Below are 15,728 nucleotides of genomic sequence, written 5' to 3'. Positions count from 1 at the left end.
TTTTTTAAGTGACGTAAAACCGTGTTGAGGCCAACGCCCATAATGCGTGCACTGGCGCGACATCCGACGCCATTCATGGCCATATCAATGATTTTCTGGTGCGTACCGGGCTGAGAGGCGGTGTAAGTGAACTGTAGTTGCCATGTTTTACGGCAATGAGAGCAGAGATAGCGCTGATGTCCGGCAGTGCTTTTGCCGTTACGCACCACGCCTTCAGTAGCGGAGCAGGAAGGACATCTGATGGAAATGGAAGCCACGCAAGCACCTTAAAATCACCATCATACACTAAATCAGTAAGTTGGCAGCATTACCACTCAATTGAAAACAAATAAAAATCAAGTTAGGTTTTTAATGAACATTCTTTCAATTAACTCAATAGATTGGACATTAAAACCTAATAACTGCCTTTTCGCATAGATGGTATAAATACCTTTTCGACTGACGCGATCACTCAAGCCGTAATGGTGAATACGGGCAATGCGCTGCACCCTACCTTCAAACTGTACGCTGGCAGAATCGGCGCTGGCTGCAGTTTTCAGGTATTTTGTGGTGCGCAGCTTTGTAAACATCTGACGTTTGATGCACCCCTTTTTGCTGCGTGCTGTTACCCTGCGCGGCTCATAACTGCTGCCATCAGGATTGCGCTGCATCCTGATGTTCTGCTGCTGTGTCCGGCGCAGTTCCTGCGCCAGCTGGCGCATCATGCGGCTTCTTGCGGCTGGCTCCAGATTCGCCAATAATGCACTCAGCCAGTCGTCCACCTTCTGCAATTCAGCCACGTTTCACCGTCCACATTTCTTCAGGTTCATCAGGTTCCGCTACCGCTTCAACGTTCGACACACTGCCGTCAGTGCTGACCAGCACACGCTCCGTCAGTTGCAGGTTAAGGCTGATATCACAGACATCGTTGCGCAGAATATCCACCTCAAAGGTGAATAGCTTTTCCCGTAACGCCGGGTTATTGATCGCATCGGGCTGGTTATCCCGCAGCCACAGCAAAACCGGGGCCATCAGCAGATTCTGGTCGCCGCTGAAATCTTCAATCACCACGTTCAGGGTGTAGCGGTACTCCCATGACATGGAGCTAGCCCCGGAGGCAACCAGCGAACCGTTATCCACAAACAGATGCAGTTTGTCCGGGTTATTACGGACATAAGGCACTGCTTTATTGAGGGCGTGGCGCAGGGATTGTGGTTTGTTCACTGTTTCGCTCCTGACACGCAATAATCATGTCCACTTTGTCTGCACAGACCGCCCAGGCGGCCTCCGTTTCATCCAGCAACGCATTCAGATCACCGTTAGTGCGCGGCGCTGCCTGCTCCAGCCGACACGGCGTCACTCGCGGACAACCACTGACGGTAAGCTGCACCTCCGGTGAGTGCCGGACGTTCCCGCAGCCGGATAATGTCAGCAGGCAAAGGAGTATCAGCCCAGCGACGTAAATCCTCGTTCTCACGTTTCAGTTCCTCAATCCGGCGTTGTCGTTGTCTCAGCAGTACACTGGTCTGTTCTGCTTCGGCATAGAGCCGCGCCTGCTCCCGGTTATTGGTTTCAGTCAGAATGGACAGGCTGATAAGCTGGCTGTTGCTCTTTGCCAGTGCCTGGCTTTTGCTCTGCAGCTCGTCTGCCTGCGTGCTGATGGTCTGGCTGGCATCAGCCAGCCGCCACGTCTGCCAGCCCAGCGCCGCCAATAATAACGCCAGCACAACCAGCAGCAACCGGTTCATGCGGCTACCTGTTGCGCCATCTGATTATGGGTGATCCAGAAGGCAATAACGGTCAGCAGATAAAAGACCAGGGTAATGGCCCACCCCGTCCAGGCGAGACTGACGACAATCAGCAATCGTATCACCCAGCTGATAAATACGTTTTCTTTTCGGGTAATTGTCTTCAGTAAAGATGCCCTCAACTCCTGCCAGAGCGGGCCATTCTTAATTAACGAAGCCAGTGCTACCGGAATTACCGCCCATGTCAGTAAACAGGCTACCCAAACGCCGGACGCTGCCAGTACCGGAAAAATCCCCTGCGGATACACCATTGCTGCGATTAACAGCGCCATCCATAACATCAGAAACAGCCCGCTGATTAATTTCTTTTTCATTTCAGTTTGCTCCCTGTAAACACCAGGCCATCTCCCGCGCACGGCGGTTATCCAGCCCCTGATTAAAAACACCTTTCACATAAACCCAGCGCGGCAACTGTCGGCACGCATCCGCCCAGCGCCGCTGATTGAGCAATTTCACCAGCGTGGAACTGCAGGCATTGCCCGTACCCACGTTGAAGGCAAACGACACCGCAGCGTCATACACCTTCTGCGGCGGCTGTTGCTTCACACACTTTTCCAGCGCCCGCTCCACACGCAGCACGTTGGAGATCAGCCCTTCTGCTGCCTGTCGCTCCGTAATGGTTTTGCCGGGAATGACGCCCGACGTATTACCAATACCGTCGGTCCAGACACCCGCGCTGCACTGATACGGCTGCAGACGACAACCTTCGTAATCGGCAATCAGTTTCAGTCCCTCCACGGAGGTGTGAAGCTGCTGAAAACCCGGCAGCGTGGCAGCAATAGCCAGCACGGCCCCGACAAGGCAGCGTTTAACGATTGATGGATTCATAGTCCTCCCGCGAGATCTGCCCGTCGCGCAGAAGCTGGTAGGCTTTGTGTTTGTAGTACCAGTTGATAGCCAGCATCAGCACACCAATCATCAGGCCGCCCAGCGTTGAGGCATCCTTGATGGACAAATCGCCCAGCCAGGCCAGCACGACGGCGATGCAATACGTGATAAAGGCGCTGATTCGCTCAAGCGTCATAATTCAGTCCCATAGCTGGACGGTCTGCACGGTGGTGGTGGTCGGAATGTCCGGCAGCTCCACCTGCAGCCCGTGAGGTAAAAAGGGGCCGTATTCGGCAAGCCCCGGATTTGCCTTCAGTACCTGCTCCGTGACACCCTGCGTGCGCCCGTAATGACGCCAGCAAAGCGCGTCCACCGTGTCATACTGATGCGCACGCACTTTCATCAGATAAGCTCCACTGTGCAGTGCGGCGCGTCCTGCACCCGGCTGATGGCCCAGCGGGCGTCACGCCACAAATCACCGCTTGCTTCCGCCAGTTCTTCGCCCCGCTTCGCACCGGATGCCGTGGCGTCATAGTCCTGGAAACGTTCGTTGAGCATGGCGCGAGCCCAGCAGTAAACCGCGTTGAAATAGTGCTGAATGCGCTCACTTTTCCCGTCCAGCTGTTCCGCCGGAACCTCAGCCAGCGACGCATACCCCAGCATCTGCTGCGTCTGCGAAACTCATACAGCTCTGCGTTAACCTCCGAAATTGCCGACAGTGCAACCTGCTTTAAACGCGGCTGCGTCACCGTGCCGTCAGTGCGCATGACACTGCGAAACTCCGACAGGTCCACATCAGGCCAGAACGGCGTATTTCTAATGATTTCCGCCTGTTCCGGTGCCTGTTCTGGCGCAACAAACTTCATGCTGCTTTCTCCTGAAATAAAGGGCGGTGGACGGGGTTTTGATGTGGCTGTGCCTTTCGCCACCCCGTGCCGCCCGTGCGCGGGGGCACGTTCTGTCAGCGGCTGTCATTGCGCAGTCTGCGCTCCAGCTGCTGTTTGTCTTTTTTCACGCCACAGCGGGGATCGAGCTGTAACGCATGGTTGAGATGATTAAGGGCGGAAGCCGGATTGCTTTCACTCAGGACCGCGCCAATCGCTTTATGCAGACGTGCCCGTGACTGGTCCGGCATATCCAGACCGTCTGTCAGCTCCAGCGTCTGCAGCAACAGATCGGCATCAAAGCCGGTGGCGGCAAGCATTGCGCTCTGCGCTGCATCTGCCATTTCCTCTGTCAGCACGGTCTGCACGTTGCGGTTGCCCAGCGGCATCACCCATCCATGACGCAGGGCATGACGCCCGATCTCCAGCGCCCCGGCATAATCTCCGGCATCAATGCGCCACAACATCACGTACATCAGCACGTCATCCTGTTGAGCGCCTCCGGCAGCCAGGACACCCTCCGCCCAGGCGGCGTACTTCGGCAGCAGCTCCACTTTGATTTCCGCTTTTTTGACCGTGGACTGAACGCCCTTGAGACGGCGGCGGTCTTCCGCCAGTTGCAGCAGCATCAGGTCATAGCCCGATGCGTGGCGAACACTGCCACCCTCACGGACGGCCTGTTCAGCCTGAACGCGCAGGCGATGCTGCCGTGCGGGACTCAGGCTCATGGATTACGCTCCGGTTTCGGCTGCGGCGGCGCTGAAATCACTAATCTGGATGTTTTCCACCAGTGCGGCGCAGCGGTAGTCCTCAACCACATAGGCTTCGTTAACGGATTCAAAGTTTTCAATCCGGTCACGTTTCGGGTTGTCGATAACTGAACGGCGGCGGGTGTCTTCCTGCCAGTAGATGGACAGGTTATCCAGACGGGTGATCAGCAGCGCATTCGGCGGGAAGAACGGCGCACGCACGGCCTGCAGGCCACCCATGCGTTTCTGACTGATGATCATATCGGCAGCCAGTTTTTCACTGTTTTCCTGCTCTTTGTTGACCAGCGGGAAATACTTGTCAGACAGCAGTTCACGACCGCAAATCACCACCAGATCGTCATCGTCCTGGTAGACCACGTCGATAAGCTCATTGACGGCATCCATCACCACGGCGTCCAGGTTGGCATATTCGCCACCTTTCCCGACTTTCACTGCGCCCGGTGTGGTTTCACCGCCCGTGGTGGTGCTGCCCATGACGTGATCCGGTGCATCCTCACGGATTTTCTGCAGCCAGCCTTTATTCACATCCTGCAGCAGCGGGTTTTCGCTACGGTTGGAGGTTTTCGCACGCTTCACGCCATTAAAGCCGATCATGATGCGGTCCAGTGCCTGACGTTTCACGATGGCGTCACGGATACGCACCTGAAAATCCTGAAACTTCGCCCACAGGTCCAGCTTCGCGTAGGTCAGCACCGTGTCAAAGTTGGTCTGCTCGCATTTATATTCCACATCGACCATCAGCGTCGGATCGACAGGTTCACGCTCTTTCGCAGTGGTATCAGTGGTTCCGGCAATGGTGCTGCCAACTCCCAACCCCAGCAGCTGACCGGACTGCTCAGTCACTGGCGTGACGTTAATCAGAGTCAGGAAAGCGGCGGACTGCTGGATCTGGTCTTCCAGCGTCTGCTGCACGGACGGCTCTACGGTGAACTTGCTGGACAGTTCTTCAACTGCCACACCGTTCAGACGCGCCAGTTGCTGCAGGTAAGCGTTAAAAGCAAAGCGGGTATTCTTCTTCATCAGGTTTTGTGCTCCATCAGCAATTGGTCAGAGTGTCAGCGGGGGCGTTACCGCCTGTTGCACGCTGGCGGTAGTCCTGGCGGCTGTCTTCATGACTCAGCTTGTCCACCAGTTCGTTAAAGGCGGTTTGCTGTGCCTGCAGGGCAGTCTCCAGCTCAGACAGGCGTTCTTCCTGCTCAGACAGGGATTTTTCGGTGCGTGCGCTCAGGTTCTGCTGCTCAGTGGCGACCAGCTCCACGGCCTTATGCACATCAGAGAACCGGGCGTCATCGGACTGCTCTTTTTTGGTAAACAGCGCCGTGACGCGGGCAAACAGGGACGGTTTGTCGTCCTGGACTTCTTCCAGTTCGATCACCGTTTCCTCTGCGGCGGTAAAGAGATTGGCGGGATTCTGCTTGCGGTTTGCCAGCGGGTTATGGGCTGCACTGGCGCTGAATGTCAGCATTTCAGTGCCCAGACTGGCAGGGTCATCAGTGGCAGCCAGGCCGACTAGGTAGGCTTTGCCCGTATCAGCGAACTTCGGGCTGACTTCCATAAAGGTGAATAATTTCTGGCCTTTTTTCACCAGTTCCACCAGGGACTCCGTTGGCTCAACGTCAGCATACAGCGCCATCTTGCCTGCCAGCGGACCTTCCGTGATTTCTTCAGCAAACAGCGCCGTCACCTTGCCGTAGCGGTTAAAGGTGCTGTCCGGCAGATAAGACTTGATGTGCTCAAGGTTAATCAGCGCGGTATACACCGCCGGGTTATAGCTGGCTGCCATCTGTTCCAGCCATTCACGCTGGATTTCGCGTCCGTCGGTGGTGGCACCTTCCACCCCGATGCGAAAACGCTTTGCTTTCACTGTCATGAGCCGTGCTCCGTTAGAAAAAACTTACTGGAGCCTTATGGTTGCGGTGATAGGGGCAGTGAAACAATGCGCGGTATTTGTACCGACAACCACACAAACCGCAGGCGGGGAAAGCCTTCATTCAAGGCTGTAGGTTTGTGCCATGAACACCACACTGACACCCGCAGATCTCGATCCCCGTCGGCAGGCCATGCTGCTGTACTTTCAGGGATACCGCGTAGCCCGCATTGCTGAAATGCTGGGCGAGAAAGTTGCAACCGTTCACAGCTGGAAAAAACGCGACAAGTGGGGTGACTATGGGCCTCTGGATCAGATGCAGCTCACCACCGCCGCACGCTACTGCCAGCTCATCATGAAGGAGCACAAAGAAGGGAAAGATTTCAAAGAGATTGACCTGCTGGCGCGCCAGTCTGAGCGCCACGCGCGGATCGGCAAGTTTAACAATGGCGGCAACGAAGCCGACTTAAACCCTAACGTCGCCAACCGCAACAAAGGCCCACGCCGTCAGCCTGAAAAGAATGTTTTCACCGATGACCAGATTGAGAAGCTGGAAAAAATTTTCCATTCCTCCATGTTCAACTACCAGCGCCACTGGTGGGAAGCCGGAAAAACCAACCGCATCCGCAACCTGCTGAAGTCACGCCAGATCGGCGCGACCTTCTATTTTGCCCGTGAAGCCCTGATTGACGCCCTGCTTACCGGACGTAACCAGATTTTCCTTTCTGCCAGTAAGGCACAGGCCCACGTCTTCAAACAGTACATCATCGACTTTGCCAAAGAAGTGGAGGTGGAGCTGAAAGGCGATCCGATGGTGCTTCCCAACGGGGCCACACTGTATTTCCTCGGCACCAATGCCCGCACTGCCCAGAGTTATCACGGTAACCTGTATCTGGATGAATATTTCTGGATACCGAAATTTCAGGAGCTACGCAAAGTGGCTTCCGGTATGGCTATTCACAAGAAATGGCGGCAGACCTATTTTTCCACACCATCCAGTCTGACCCACAGTGCTTATCCGTTCTGGTCCGGTGCGCTGTTCAACCGTGGGCGCAACAAAGCTGACAAGGTGGACATCGACCTGTCCCACAGCAATCTGGCCCCCGGCCGGCTGTGCGCAGACGGGCAATACCGCCAGATAGTCACCGTGGAAGATGCGGTGCGCGGCGCCTGTAACCTGTTCGACCTTGACCAGTTGCGCATGGAGTACAGCCCTGACGAATACCAGAACCTGCTGATGTGCGAGTTCGTGGACGATCTCGCGTCCGTGTTCCCGCTCAGCGAATTGCAGGCGTGCATGGTGGACAGCTGGGAAGTCTGGACCGACTTTCATGCACTGGCCCTGCGCCCGTTTGGCTGGCGCGAAGTGTGGATCGGTTATGACCCGGCAAAAGGTACGCAGAACGGCGACAGCGCCGGATGCGTGGTGGTGGCACCGCCAGCCGTGCCAGGCGGTAAGTTCCGCATTCTTGAGCGTCACCAGTGGCGCGGAATGGACTTTCGCGCCCAGGCTGACGCCATCAAAAAACTGACTGAACAGTACAACGTGACCTATATCGGCATCGACTCAACCGGCGTTGGTCACGGGGTTTACGAGAACGTGAAAGCGTTTTTTCCTGCCGTCCGGGAGTTTGTCTACAACCCCAACGTTAAAAACGCCCTGGTACTCAAGGCCTACGACATTATCAGCCACCGCCGTCTTGAGTTTGACGCCGGGCACACCGACATTGCGCAGTCATTCATGGCAATCCGTCGCGCCACCACCGCCAGCGGCAACCGCCCGACCTATGAAGCCAGCCGCAGCGAAGAAGCCAGCCATGCCGATCTGGCCTGGGCAACAATGCACGCACTGTTTAACGAACCGCTGCAGGGCGAGTCCGCCAATACCAGCAATATTGTGGAGATTTTTTGATGGGAAAGAGTAAGAAGAACCGCGCTGCGGCGACGAAACAGACCCAGCATAAAAACCAGACTTCAGCCGAAGCATTCAGCTTCGGCGATCCCGTTCCGGTTCTGGACCGCCGTGAACTACTGGACTATGTGGAATGCGTACAGACAGATCGCTGGTATGAGCCGCCAGTGAGTTTTGACGGACTGGCGCGCACCTTCCGCGCCGCCGTGCATCACAGTTCACCAATTGCGGTGAAATGCAACATTCTGATCAGTACCTACATCCCTCACCCGCTGCTCAGCCAGCAGGCTTTTTCACGTTTTGTGCAGGATTATCTGGTATTTGGTAACGCTTACCTGGAGAAACGCACAAACCGGTTCGGAGAGGTCATCGCTCTTGAGCCTGCTCTGGCAAAATACACCCGACGCGGATTAGACCTGGATACCTACTGGTTTGTGCAATACGGCATGACCACGCAGCCGTATCAGTTCACGAAAGGAAGCATCTTTCATCTGATGGAACCGGACATCAACCAAGAGATCTACGGCCTGCCAGGTTACCTTTCTGCCATTCCGTCAGCCCTGCTCAACGAGTCCGCCACGCTGTTCCGCCGATAGTATTACATTAACGGCAGTCATGCAGGCTTCATCATGTACATGACCGATGCCGCGCAAAACCAGGAGGATGTGAACAACCTCCGCAATGCGATGAAAAGCGCCAAAGGACCAGGTAACTTCCGCAATCTGTTTATGTACTCGCCTAACGGCAAAAAGGACGGGCTTCAGATCATCCCGTTGTCAGAAGTCGCGGCGAAGGATGAGTTTCTGAACATCAAGAACGTGAGCCGGGATGACATGATGGCGGCGCATCGTGTGCCACCGCAAATGATGGGGATTATGCCTAATAATGTCGGGGGGTTTGGGGATGTGGAGAAGGCGAGCCTGGAGTTTGTACGTAACGAGTTAATACCGTTACAAAAAAGAATGATGGAAATAAATAAATTGGTAAGTGAGAACATTGTTAAATTTGATAGTTATAAACTAGCTACTTAACGTAATCACTAAATGAGGTTCTTTAACACAGCTAAAAAATTTATTAATAGCCAGCAGTTTTTATGAATTTCTTCAGCGTGCAGATACACGCTGAAGATGCAAAAAATCATATGAGACGACCGTCTGGACTTCTGTTACCTAAATGTAATTCACAGAGTATCCACCTAATCACATCAGGTCGAATTAACCCAGCTACAAAAACCGAATTCCAATTATTTTTACCTTTATGTTTTTCATCCAACAGCAACAACTCGCGAGTCAACAACTCATATACATCGCTATAAGTAGAAAGACTCTTATTCAGTCCTCTAATAACAAGCTCAGGATATAAGTAAAACGACTCCCATTGTTCAGACAAATACCCCTTAATATTATTCTTGATAACAACATTATCAAGATGATACTTAACATTGTTATATTCTGGTGACATTGGGTCAATTATGATTTTTACATCAATTGTAGGTGTTCGCCCTAATTTAGAAAAATTAGCACATATTAATCTTTGTTTTAATATATTATCAAAATATGGATGCAGCATCCGATGGCCTGCAGAATTAGCTATAGTAGTACTTTTGAAAGTATTACATTTGCAAGCAGGAACCAAATTCTTAGTGAATAAAGAAAATTCTGGATAGTTTTCCTTGGGTAAAACATGATCCAAAGTCCCGCTATGCATTGAACCACACATTGGACATAGAGAGTTAGAATTAGCTGCTCTTATATCATCAATTATAGATAAACACTTTGCGGGATTGTTATAATAATATCTCAAAGCTTCAGCAATATTGTTACTCAATACGCCACAAGAATTGACATTAAGATACCCTTTATTCTTTATGTACGATCTATATGCATTAAGTATAAATGTATCCTGTCCATTCAGAACAGAATGATGTTTTAATCTCTTATTTGCAGATAGTTTTTTAAATGCAGAATAATCTTTAAAAACAGGTCTTTTTAATTTATTCATTTCAATTGCCCATTTCATTTCTCAACGCAGTTAATACATTAAGTGATAAGTCCTCGCTATATTTAGATTCAACATCATCCCAAGACATATTCTTTGCAATTATATTGTTTTTTACTTTATTTAAAATTTGAGTTGGTTCACTCTCACCGAAAACAAAATATGAGATATTTCCTATATTCGCCCCAAAAGTACTCAATCTCGGTTTTTCGCTAACAATTACCCCATCATCTCGTCTTCTGAGTATTGTCACTTGCTCCTTAAAAACCTCCCGAACAAGATAAACCGAATGCGTTGCTATGATAGCTGAAGAGCCTGTCTTTTCTAATAAATTATCAAGCAATGCCATAAATTTATTAATAAATGAAGGATGGAGATGTGTTTCTGGCTCATCTATTAATAGAAGAGTCCCATTCTCAATATACAAACAGACTTGTACACAAAACTTAATAAACGATATTTCCCCACTACTCAAAGGGTAACATTTATTTTCAATAAGCCTCAAAGGCTCGCCAGAGAGAATAATTTCAGAATATAATGATAGTCTAGATTCTTCGCCTCGAGAATTAAGCTCATTTAATTTAACAAATGGTGAATTTTCACCGCCACATTTGATTACTAAATCGTTGTTACTATTTAGAACACTCAGTGCATCAACAAATATATTCCACCTTTGATTATAGCCGATAGCGTCGTTACTCCTCGCTAGTTGCACTATTAAATCATTCAAGTTTAATTTGGATTTTGATTCACGATTTAAAGTCAATCTTTTGTACCATATCAATGATTTTATTCTTTTATCGGTTGGAAATGAACACTTACTTTCATTTGTTGGAGAAAAAGCAATGAGCCTACTAATTTGAATTCGTTCTTCAATGCTCACACCGTTAGAATCAACTACAGCCACCAAATTATCCTTTCCTTTAATCGCAGCCAATGCGATTTCTCTAAGCGTTTGGCTTTTTCCTACACCATTCTCGCCTATAATTATGGAAATTCTTTTTGGTAAATCATGCTCGTGATCAAAATTAAAAACATAAGATACATCTTCTTCATTAACTTTATTCGAATAGCTAATCTTGATGTGCTGTGATAAATTACCCAACTCCTCATATTGAATACCGGAAAGAACTGTTCCTGCATTTTTGAAAGTAAAATACGACTCAGACTCTCTAATGAAAGATTTATTAAAGATATCAGAAGAGATTGCTTTTTTCCTCAAATTCTCTGCACTAGCGTCACTTTTCTTAGAAACAACATCATTAATGAAATTTAATATATATTTGGATTCATTCACCCCAAAAAATCTTACTAGTCTTCGATAATTATTCATATCCTGAAGCATGACAAAATAATCATTAAACCCCTCATCCTTTAAATTAGATTCTTCCTTTTTCTTCACTCGCCTTATCAGTTCTGCTTTTCCATTTCGTTCCTCCTCTGAATTCAAAAAACCAATATAACCATTCAGTGAAATTATATCCTTACACTCTTTTTTATTAAAAATAGATATTTCGACTCTACTCAAATATCCAAAATCATTCCAATCGCTTCTTGATGGGACTATTTTTATATAATTACCAGAATCAGATATCTGTTGATTATTTGTAATTAAAAAATATAAACTATAATTTTTATTTTTCTTGACTAACATTATTACCCTCTCACTTCATTAGTGATGATTTATTTTGGAATTATTTTACACACTTATACCTAGCGCGCAATCGTATCCCCGCCACGCCTGCCCGCTTTATGTAGAGGTTTTCATGCACCTGCATGATCTACGCAAAAGCCCGCCAGTTCTGGCGGGCCTTAGCAAAAACGATCCTCAAACGATCATGCGATCTCATGCGGCATAGACATGCACTACAGAGCTAACGCCTCGCAAGGGCTCGTTGTTCAACCTTGCTGACGCCAGAAGCTAGTTCAGACGCCAGCAACGTTTCTTAATGCAGCCAGCTGTCGTCTTCCCACACCTTCTGCATAATTTTCATCACTTGTTTTCTTTCTTCGTCCAGTTGCAATCCAGTAAGTTCCACACCGTTAGAGCTACCTTTGCGGATACGAATTACCGTTTTGGGATACAGAGGGCGCAGATTGCGGTAAAGCTCGGATTCAAGAGCGTCCAGGGTAGACTGGCTAATCTTCTGCTCTTTATCGATCATTATTTCAATGCGCATAAAAGTCACCTCAGCTGATGACATCCATTGAGCGGTTGTATTCGTGGGTTCTGATTTTTGCCATGAGTTCATCAGTCAATTCAGAAACCCACTGCAGAGCCAGCCCCTTCTCTTCATCACTACACTCACTAGCCGCTACAAGCTTAAGAAAAAAATCAATGCGCTGGAGCTTCAAAGACTCCAAAAAATAGTCCTGCATCTTTCCTCCTATGACACCACACGCAATACTGTATGCATAACCACTGTTTATATTTACAGCATATAATAATCTTACTGATGTAAAACGTTTTTTTACGTTCATCAGCCTGATATGCCTGGTATTATTAAGAGCACGAATTGTTAACCCGCGTAATTAATACAGGTTCCGCCACTGATCATCTTCCTGCAAACGCTGGTTCCGATAGAAGATACGCAGGCCTGCTCCTGACGGAATACTGCCTCCGCGAAGGAGTAAATCGACCTCTTTCTCGCTGCCATCAAATCCTCTGGACTTCAGCTCATACACGAGCTGCAGTCGCTGATGGTCTGTAATTCGCTGTTTGTAGTCTTTACGCCGTTTCGGTTTCACCAGGCGTAACCTTGCTGCCAGTTCCCGGCGCTCTTTTTTGCTCATACTGTGCAGGTAATCGTGCAACTCCTTGTCATCCATGCTGGTAATGTCCGTTCTGGGGTTCCCATCAGCTGATTTATCTTTCTCCTGTTGGTTCAAATTTTCAGCAAGGAGACAGTTATTGCCACGAGTCCAAGGGGCGCAAGCGCCCTGGTCGGCTGCCGCCTCCTGAACGTCAACGGCTTTACGAACCATTTTCCACTTCACTGCATGAGTGCAGATCTTGCCTTCTGCAATGGGTGACCAGATGCCATAAATACGAATACCGTGATCGCCATAGGCGGTCGGCTCTTCATTGATTTCATAAGCGGTTCTGATCAAGTGATATTTGCGAGGAACCAGCACGCCGCCCTGCCTCATAATGTAGGTGGCAAAACAGCCAGCATCAGCAGCAGCCAGGATGGCATCAAGGCGCGGGTTATCCAGTACCGGCGCACCTGCTTTTTTGTCACCCTGCTGCCTTGCCGCCTGACCAGCCAACAACCGCAGTTCACGGTAAGCCTGACGCCCTGGAATACCAAAGAAGCGGAATTGCTGAACACGATGCAGAGACGCCCAGGGATTAACGTATTCAGCGTTATCACGCAGGGATTTACCCGTTTCCTTGCTGATCTCGCCAGCCAGACCACGCCCGTCAATGTTCTTACTGATGTATTTCGCGATGTAGCTTGTCGGCGTTCCTTTGCGCGGGTTTATCAGCTCAGATTTAAAGCGTGGACCAGTGTTATTACCCAGTTCCTCGCGGTCTTCACGGATGGCAAACTTACGCAACAATGCAGTAATGGCGCGGCGGTCTTTTTTGCGCATAAAACACAACAGGTGCCAGTGAACTGTACCGTCATGATGCGGCTCAGCCACCCGCACGCCATACCAGCGCAACCCGGCTTTGTGCATCGCCTTACGAAATGCAGCAAACATGCCGACCAGATAATCGCTGCTTTGTCTTACCGTCGCATTTGTCCAGGTTGGGTTTGGTCTGCCGTTATTGAGCGTGGAATGGAAACGTGACGGACAGGTAATGGTGTAGAAAACGGCGCAGTCACCGCGCATTTCCGCGATAAGCTCCAGACCTTTAACACAGGCCATCATCTCATTGCGGCGGTGCGCCGGGTTGCTGCTGCTGGCGTTTACCACGTCTTCCATATCCAGCGTGTCGCCCTCTTCGTTCACCAGTTCATGAGAACGGAAAAACTCCAATGACTTGCGGCGCTGCTCACGTTTATGCATCACGGCTTCATAGCTGACATAGGGAGATGCTTTTTTGCTGACCAGGCAGACAGCACGCAACTGCTCTTCCCGCCATTCGCAACGCATTTTCCATAATTTCCGGTACCACCAGTCGGCGCACAACATACGCGCCAGCGAACCCGGAATGAGTTCATAGGGCACGGGTTTACGGCGGTTTCTTTTCCGACGGAGTTGCTCAAACGCAGGCGGGATGACATCCAGACGCAGGGTTTCCGCTGCCACCTTTTCCCATGTCTTGCGGATTTCTTCTGGCTTAACGTCATCGGTGGCATACAAATCACCACAAGCTGCATCAAGGCACATGCTCATATGCGCAGCGACAAGGGTAGACAGGCGTTTCACCTGATCCTGACTCATTTCAGGCAGAATCAGCAGGCCGTCCAGCCCTACATGGCTTGCCATAAAACGAAAAGATGCAGATAGCTGGCTGTCGCGTACATGCTCCAGTCGTTCCAGACATGGCTTAATCGTCTCACGTAAATAGCGGGAATAAGCCTTTGGCCTGCCCAGGCTGCTGAAGTATTCAATACGTTGCATCAGCGGCTTGCTGATATGGGAAGGCTGGGCGTTGACGTCCGCCAGAATGACCATATCCGGATTAAAACGCTGCTGCTCATGCGCCAGCTTTGCCCGGCTAATGAGCTTATCCTGCTCCATTTCGTGCTGGACAGGATCACGTGATTCATAAAAAAAATAACGCTCCCAGACCTGATCACTCAGTGCCTCGCGGCGCAACTGTTCCTGCTCGTTATCGGCAGCGTACAGAGTGATCAGGTTTGAAAGCGCAGAAACCGGCGCAACTTCCGCCGGGTCCAGATAAGGGTTAATGGCCTTTTTCGGGCTGTTCCATGAGAACGCTGCGGCAGCCTCGTTAAAGCCGCAGCAGTTGTTCATATCGGCATGGCTCATGCACGTACTCCGTACACGGCAGAACTATCCACGCCACGCGAATAATCAAATCCCACCCAGCAGCGCGGCCCGGAAACAGCAATGATTTCTGTTGCTGATTTACCCTCGCCAGCTGCCACACCGATGCTGCGTTTTACCTTGATATAGTGGTGAGTAAAATTGCGATACAGCGAACGGATCAGGGATGTGTCACTGTTAGAAACAATGACCGGATGTCCTTCTGATGACCGATGTTCAAGAACGGATGCTAGGTGATACTGGTCATCTTCAGTGAAACCATCAGTGTGATAGCCGGAAAACGTACCGTCATACGGTGGATCGCAATACACCACATCCCCCGCCTTCAACATCGCCAGCGTTTCATCAAAGCTGGCGCAGATAAACGTTGCTCGCTGGGCTTTTTCTGCAAATGCGCGAATTTCTTTTTCAGGGAAATACGGATTTTTATAATTGCCGTAGGGAATGTTGAAATGCCCGCTCTTGTTATAGCGACATAAACCACGGTAACCGTGACGATTGAGATACAGGAAATATACCGCTTTCATGAAATCAGTAATTTCAGTTGAGTAATTAAACTCCTGCCTTATGTTGTAATAAGCCACCTCCCTGTTTGCGATCTCAAATAAAACTCTGGCGTGAAGTGGTCAACAAAAACTGGCCACCGAGTTAGAGTTTTTCCAGTATCGATTTTCCGATTCGTTTGGGGGGAACCCACCGTTATATTCGTGCGGTCTT

General features: G+C 50.0%; 18 protein-coding genes and 3 pseudogenes. 2 read left to right on the top strand and 19 right to left on the bottom strand.

Annotation, left to right across the window (positions count from 1 at the left end; genetic code table 11):
- The 13 genes and pseudogenes from BHE85_RS25795 to BHE85_RS25735 all read right to left on the bottom strand — a co-directional run.
- A partial coding sequence (locus BHE85_RS25795; RefSeq protein WP_024259250.1) for an IS1-like element transposase occupies positions 1-257 on the bottom strand: 257 nt, incomplete at its 3' end.
- Positions 258-335: 78 nt separating this feature from the next.
- The gene (locus tag BHE85_RS25790; protein WP_000829114.1) at positions 336-779 is read right to left on the bottom strand and encodes a phage virion morphogenesis protein; all 444 of its coding nucleotides are present in this window, start codon (positions 777-779) and stop codon (positions 336-338) included.
- On the bottom strand, positions 772-1,203 hold the full coding sequence (locus tag BHE85_RS25785) for a phage tail protein (protein ID WP_001039925.1): 432 nt from the start codon (positions 1,201-1,203) through the stop codon (positions 772-774). The genes BHE85_RS25790 and BHE85_RS25785 overlap by 8 nt, the downstream gene beginning before the upstream one ends.
- Positions 1,166-1,414 (bottom strand): Rz1-like lysis system protein LysC, encoded by a 249-nt coding sequence (lysC, locus tag BHE85_RS27965; RefSeq protein ID WP_223229653.1) that lies wholly within the window; start codon positions 1,412-1,414, stop codon positions 1,166-1,168. The genes BHE85_RS25785 and lysC overlap by 38 nt, the downstream gene beginning before the upstream one ends.
- On the bottom strand, positions 1,299-1,727 hold the full coding sequence (gene lysB, locus BHE85_RS25775) for an Rz-like lysis system protein LysB (protein WP_001442125.1): 429 nt from the start codon (positions 1,725-1,727) through the stop codon (positions 1,299-1,301). The genes lysC and lysB overlap by 116 nt, the downstream gene beginning before the upstream one ends.
- Positions 1,724-2,101, bottom strand: a complete 378-nt coding sequence (locus BHE85_RS25770; RefSeq protein ID WP_000727857.1) for a DNZ54_00345 family protein — start codon at positions 2,099-2,101, stop codon at positions 1,724-1,726. The genes lysB and BHE85_RS25770 overlap by 4 nt, the downstream gene beginning before the upstream one ends.
- A gap of 1 nt (position 2,102) precedes the next feature.
- Positions 2,103-2,615: a lysozyme gene (locus BHE85_RS25765; RefSeq protein WP_001069899.1), complete on the bottom strand. Its 513-nt coding sequence runs from the start codon at positions 2,613-2,615 to the stop codon at positions 2,103-2,105.
- Entirely contained in the window at positions 2,596-2,811 is a 216-nt protein-coding gene (locus BHE85_RS25760; protein ID WP_000171568.1) for an HP1 family phage holin, read from the bottom strand. Before BHE85_RS25760 ends, BHE85_RS25765 begins: the two co-directional genes overlap by 20 nt.
- A 3-nt stretch (positions 2,812-2,814) precedes the next feature.
- On the bottom strand, positions 2,815-3,018 hold the full coding sequence (locus BHE85_RS25755; protein ID WP_000868175.1) for a tail protein X: 204 nt from the start codon (positions 3,016-3,018) through the stop codon (positions 2,815-2,817).
- Positions 3,018-3,481, bottom strand: a pseudogene (locus BHE85_RS25750) (head completion/stabilization protein). The gene BHE85_RS25755 and the pseudogene BHE85_RS25750 overlap by 1 nt, the downstream one beginning before the upstream one ends.
- A gap of 95 nt (positions 3,482-3,576) precedes the next feature.
- Positions 3,577-4,227: a phage terminase small subunit gene (locus tag BHE85_RS25745; protein ID WP_000059212.1), complete on the bottom strand. Its 651-nt coding sequence runs from the start codon at positions 4,225-4,227 to the stop codon at positions 3,577-3,579.
- A 3-nt stretch (positions 4,228-4,230) separates the two neighbouring features.
- Positions 4,231-5,289, bottom strand: a complete 1,059-nt coding sequence (locus BHE85_RS25740) for a phage major capsid protein, P2 family (RefSeq protein WP_000742516.1) — start codon at positions 5,287-5,289, stop codon at positions 4,231-4,233.
- A 16-nt stretch (positions 5,290-5,305) separates the two neighbouring features.
- Positions 5,306-6,139: a GPO family capsid scaffolding protein gene (locus tag BHE85_RS25735; protein ID WP_000216228.1), complete on the bottom strand. Its 834-nt coding sequence runs from the start codon at positions 6,137-6,139 to the stop codon at positions 5,306-5,308.
- Between the two features lie 142 nt (positions 6,140-6,281).
- Here BHE85_RS25735 and BHE85_RS25730 point away from each other — a divergent pair, with 142 nt between their 5' ends.
- Entirely contained in the window at positions 6,282-8,048 is a 1,767-nt protein-coding gene (locus BHE85_RS25730) for a terminase ATPase subunit family protein (protein WP_001098409.1), read from the top strand.
- Positions 8,048-9,079: pseudogene (locus BHE85_RS27960) on the top strand (phage portal protein). The gene BHE85_RS25730 and the pseudogene BHE85_RS27960 overlap by 1 nt, the downstream one beginning before the upstream one ends.
- Positions 9,080-9,185: 106 nt before the next feature.
- Here the strand turns inward: BHE85_RS27960 and BHE85_RS25720 are convergent.
- The 6 genes and pseudogenes from BHE85_RS25720 to BHE85_RS25695 all read right to left on the bottom strand — a co-directional run.
- Positions 9,186-10,049 (bottom strand): HNH endonuclease, encoded by an 864-nt coding sequence (locus tag BHE85_RS25720; protein WP_005007304.1) that lies wholly within the window; start codon positions 10,047-10,049, stop codon positions 9,186-9,188.
- 1 nt (position 10,050) lies between these two features.
- Complete coding sequence (locus BHE85_RS25715; protein ID WP_000960487.1) at positions 10,051-11,700, bottom strand: AAA family ATPase; 1,650 nt, start codon at positions 11,698-11,700, stop codon at positions 10,051-10,053.
- A gap of 292 nt (positions 11,701-11,992) precedes the next feature.
- Positions 11,993-12,226 (bottom strand): DinI-like family protein, encoded by a 234-nt coding sequence (locus BHE85_RS25710; protein WP_001217575.1) that lies wholly within the window; start codon positions 12,224-12,226, stop codon positions 11,993-11,995.
- 10 nt (positions 12,227-12,236) lie between these two features.
- Positions 12,237-12,425, bottom strand: coding sequence for a hypothetical protein (locus tag BHE85_RS25705; protein ID WP_001154434.1), 189 nt, complete (start codon positions 12,423-12,425; stop codon positions 12,237-12,239).
- Between the two features lie 153 nt (positions 12,426-12,578).
- Positions 12,579-14,993: a replication endonuclease gene (locus BHE85_RS25700; protein ID WP_000017483.1), complete on the bottom strand. Its 2,415-nt coding sequence runs from the start codon at positions 14,991-14,993 to the stop codon at positions 12,579-12,581.
- Positions 14,990-15,628, bottom strand: a pseudogene (locus BHE85_RS25695) (Dam family site-specific DNA-(adenine-N6)-methyltransferase); the annotation flags it as partial. The pseudogene BHE85_RS25695 and the gene BHE85_RS25700, both read right to left, overlap by 4 nt.
- Positions 15,629-15,728 lie beyond the last annotated feature (100 nt).

Origin of the sequence: Shigella sp. FC1567 (assembly GCF_001743015.1) — a bacterium.
GTDB classification, from domain to species: domain Bacteria; phylum Pseudomonadota; class Gammaproteobacteria; order Enterobacterales; family Enterobacteriaceae; genus Escherichia; species Escherichia coli.
Note: the sequence above shows the minus strand (reverse complement) of the source record. Positions and strands in the feature narration are given on the sequence as shown.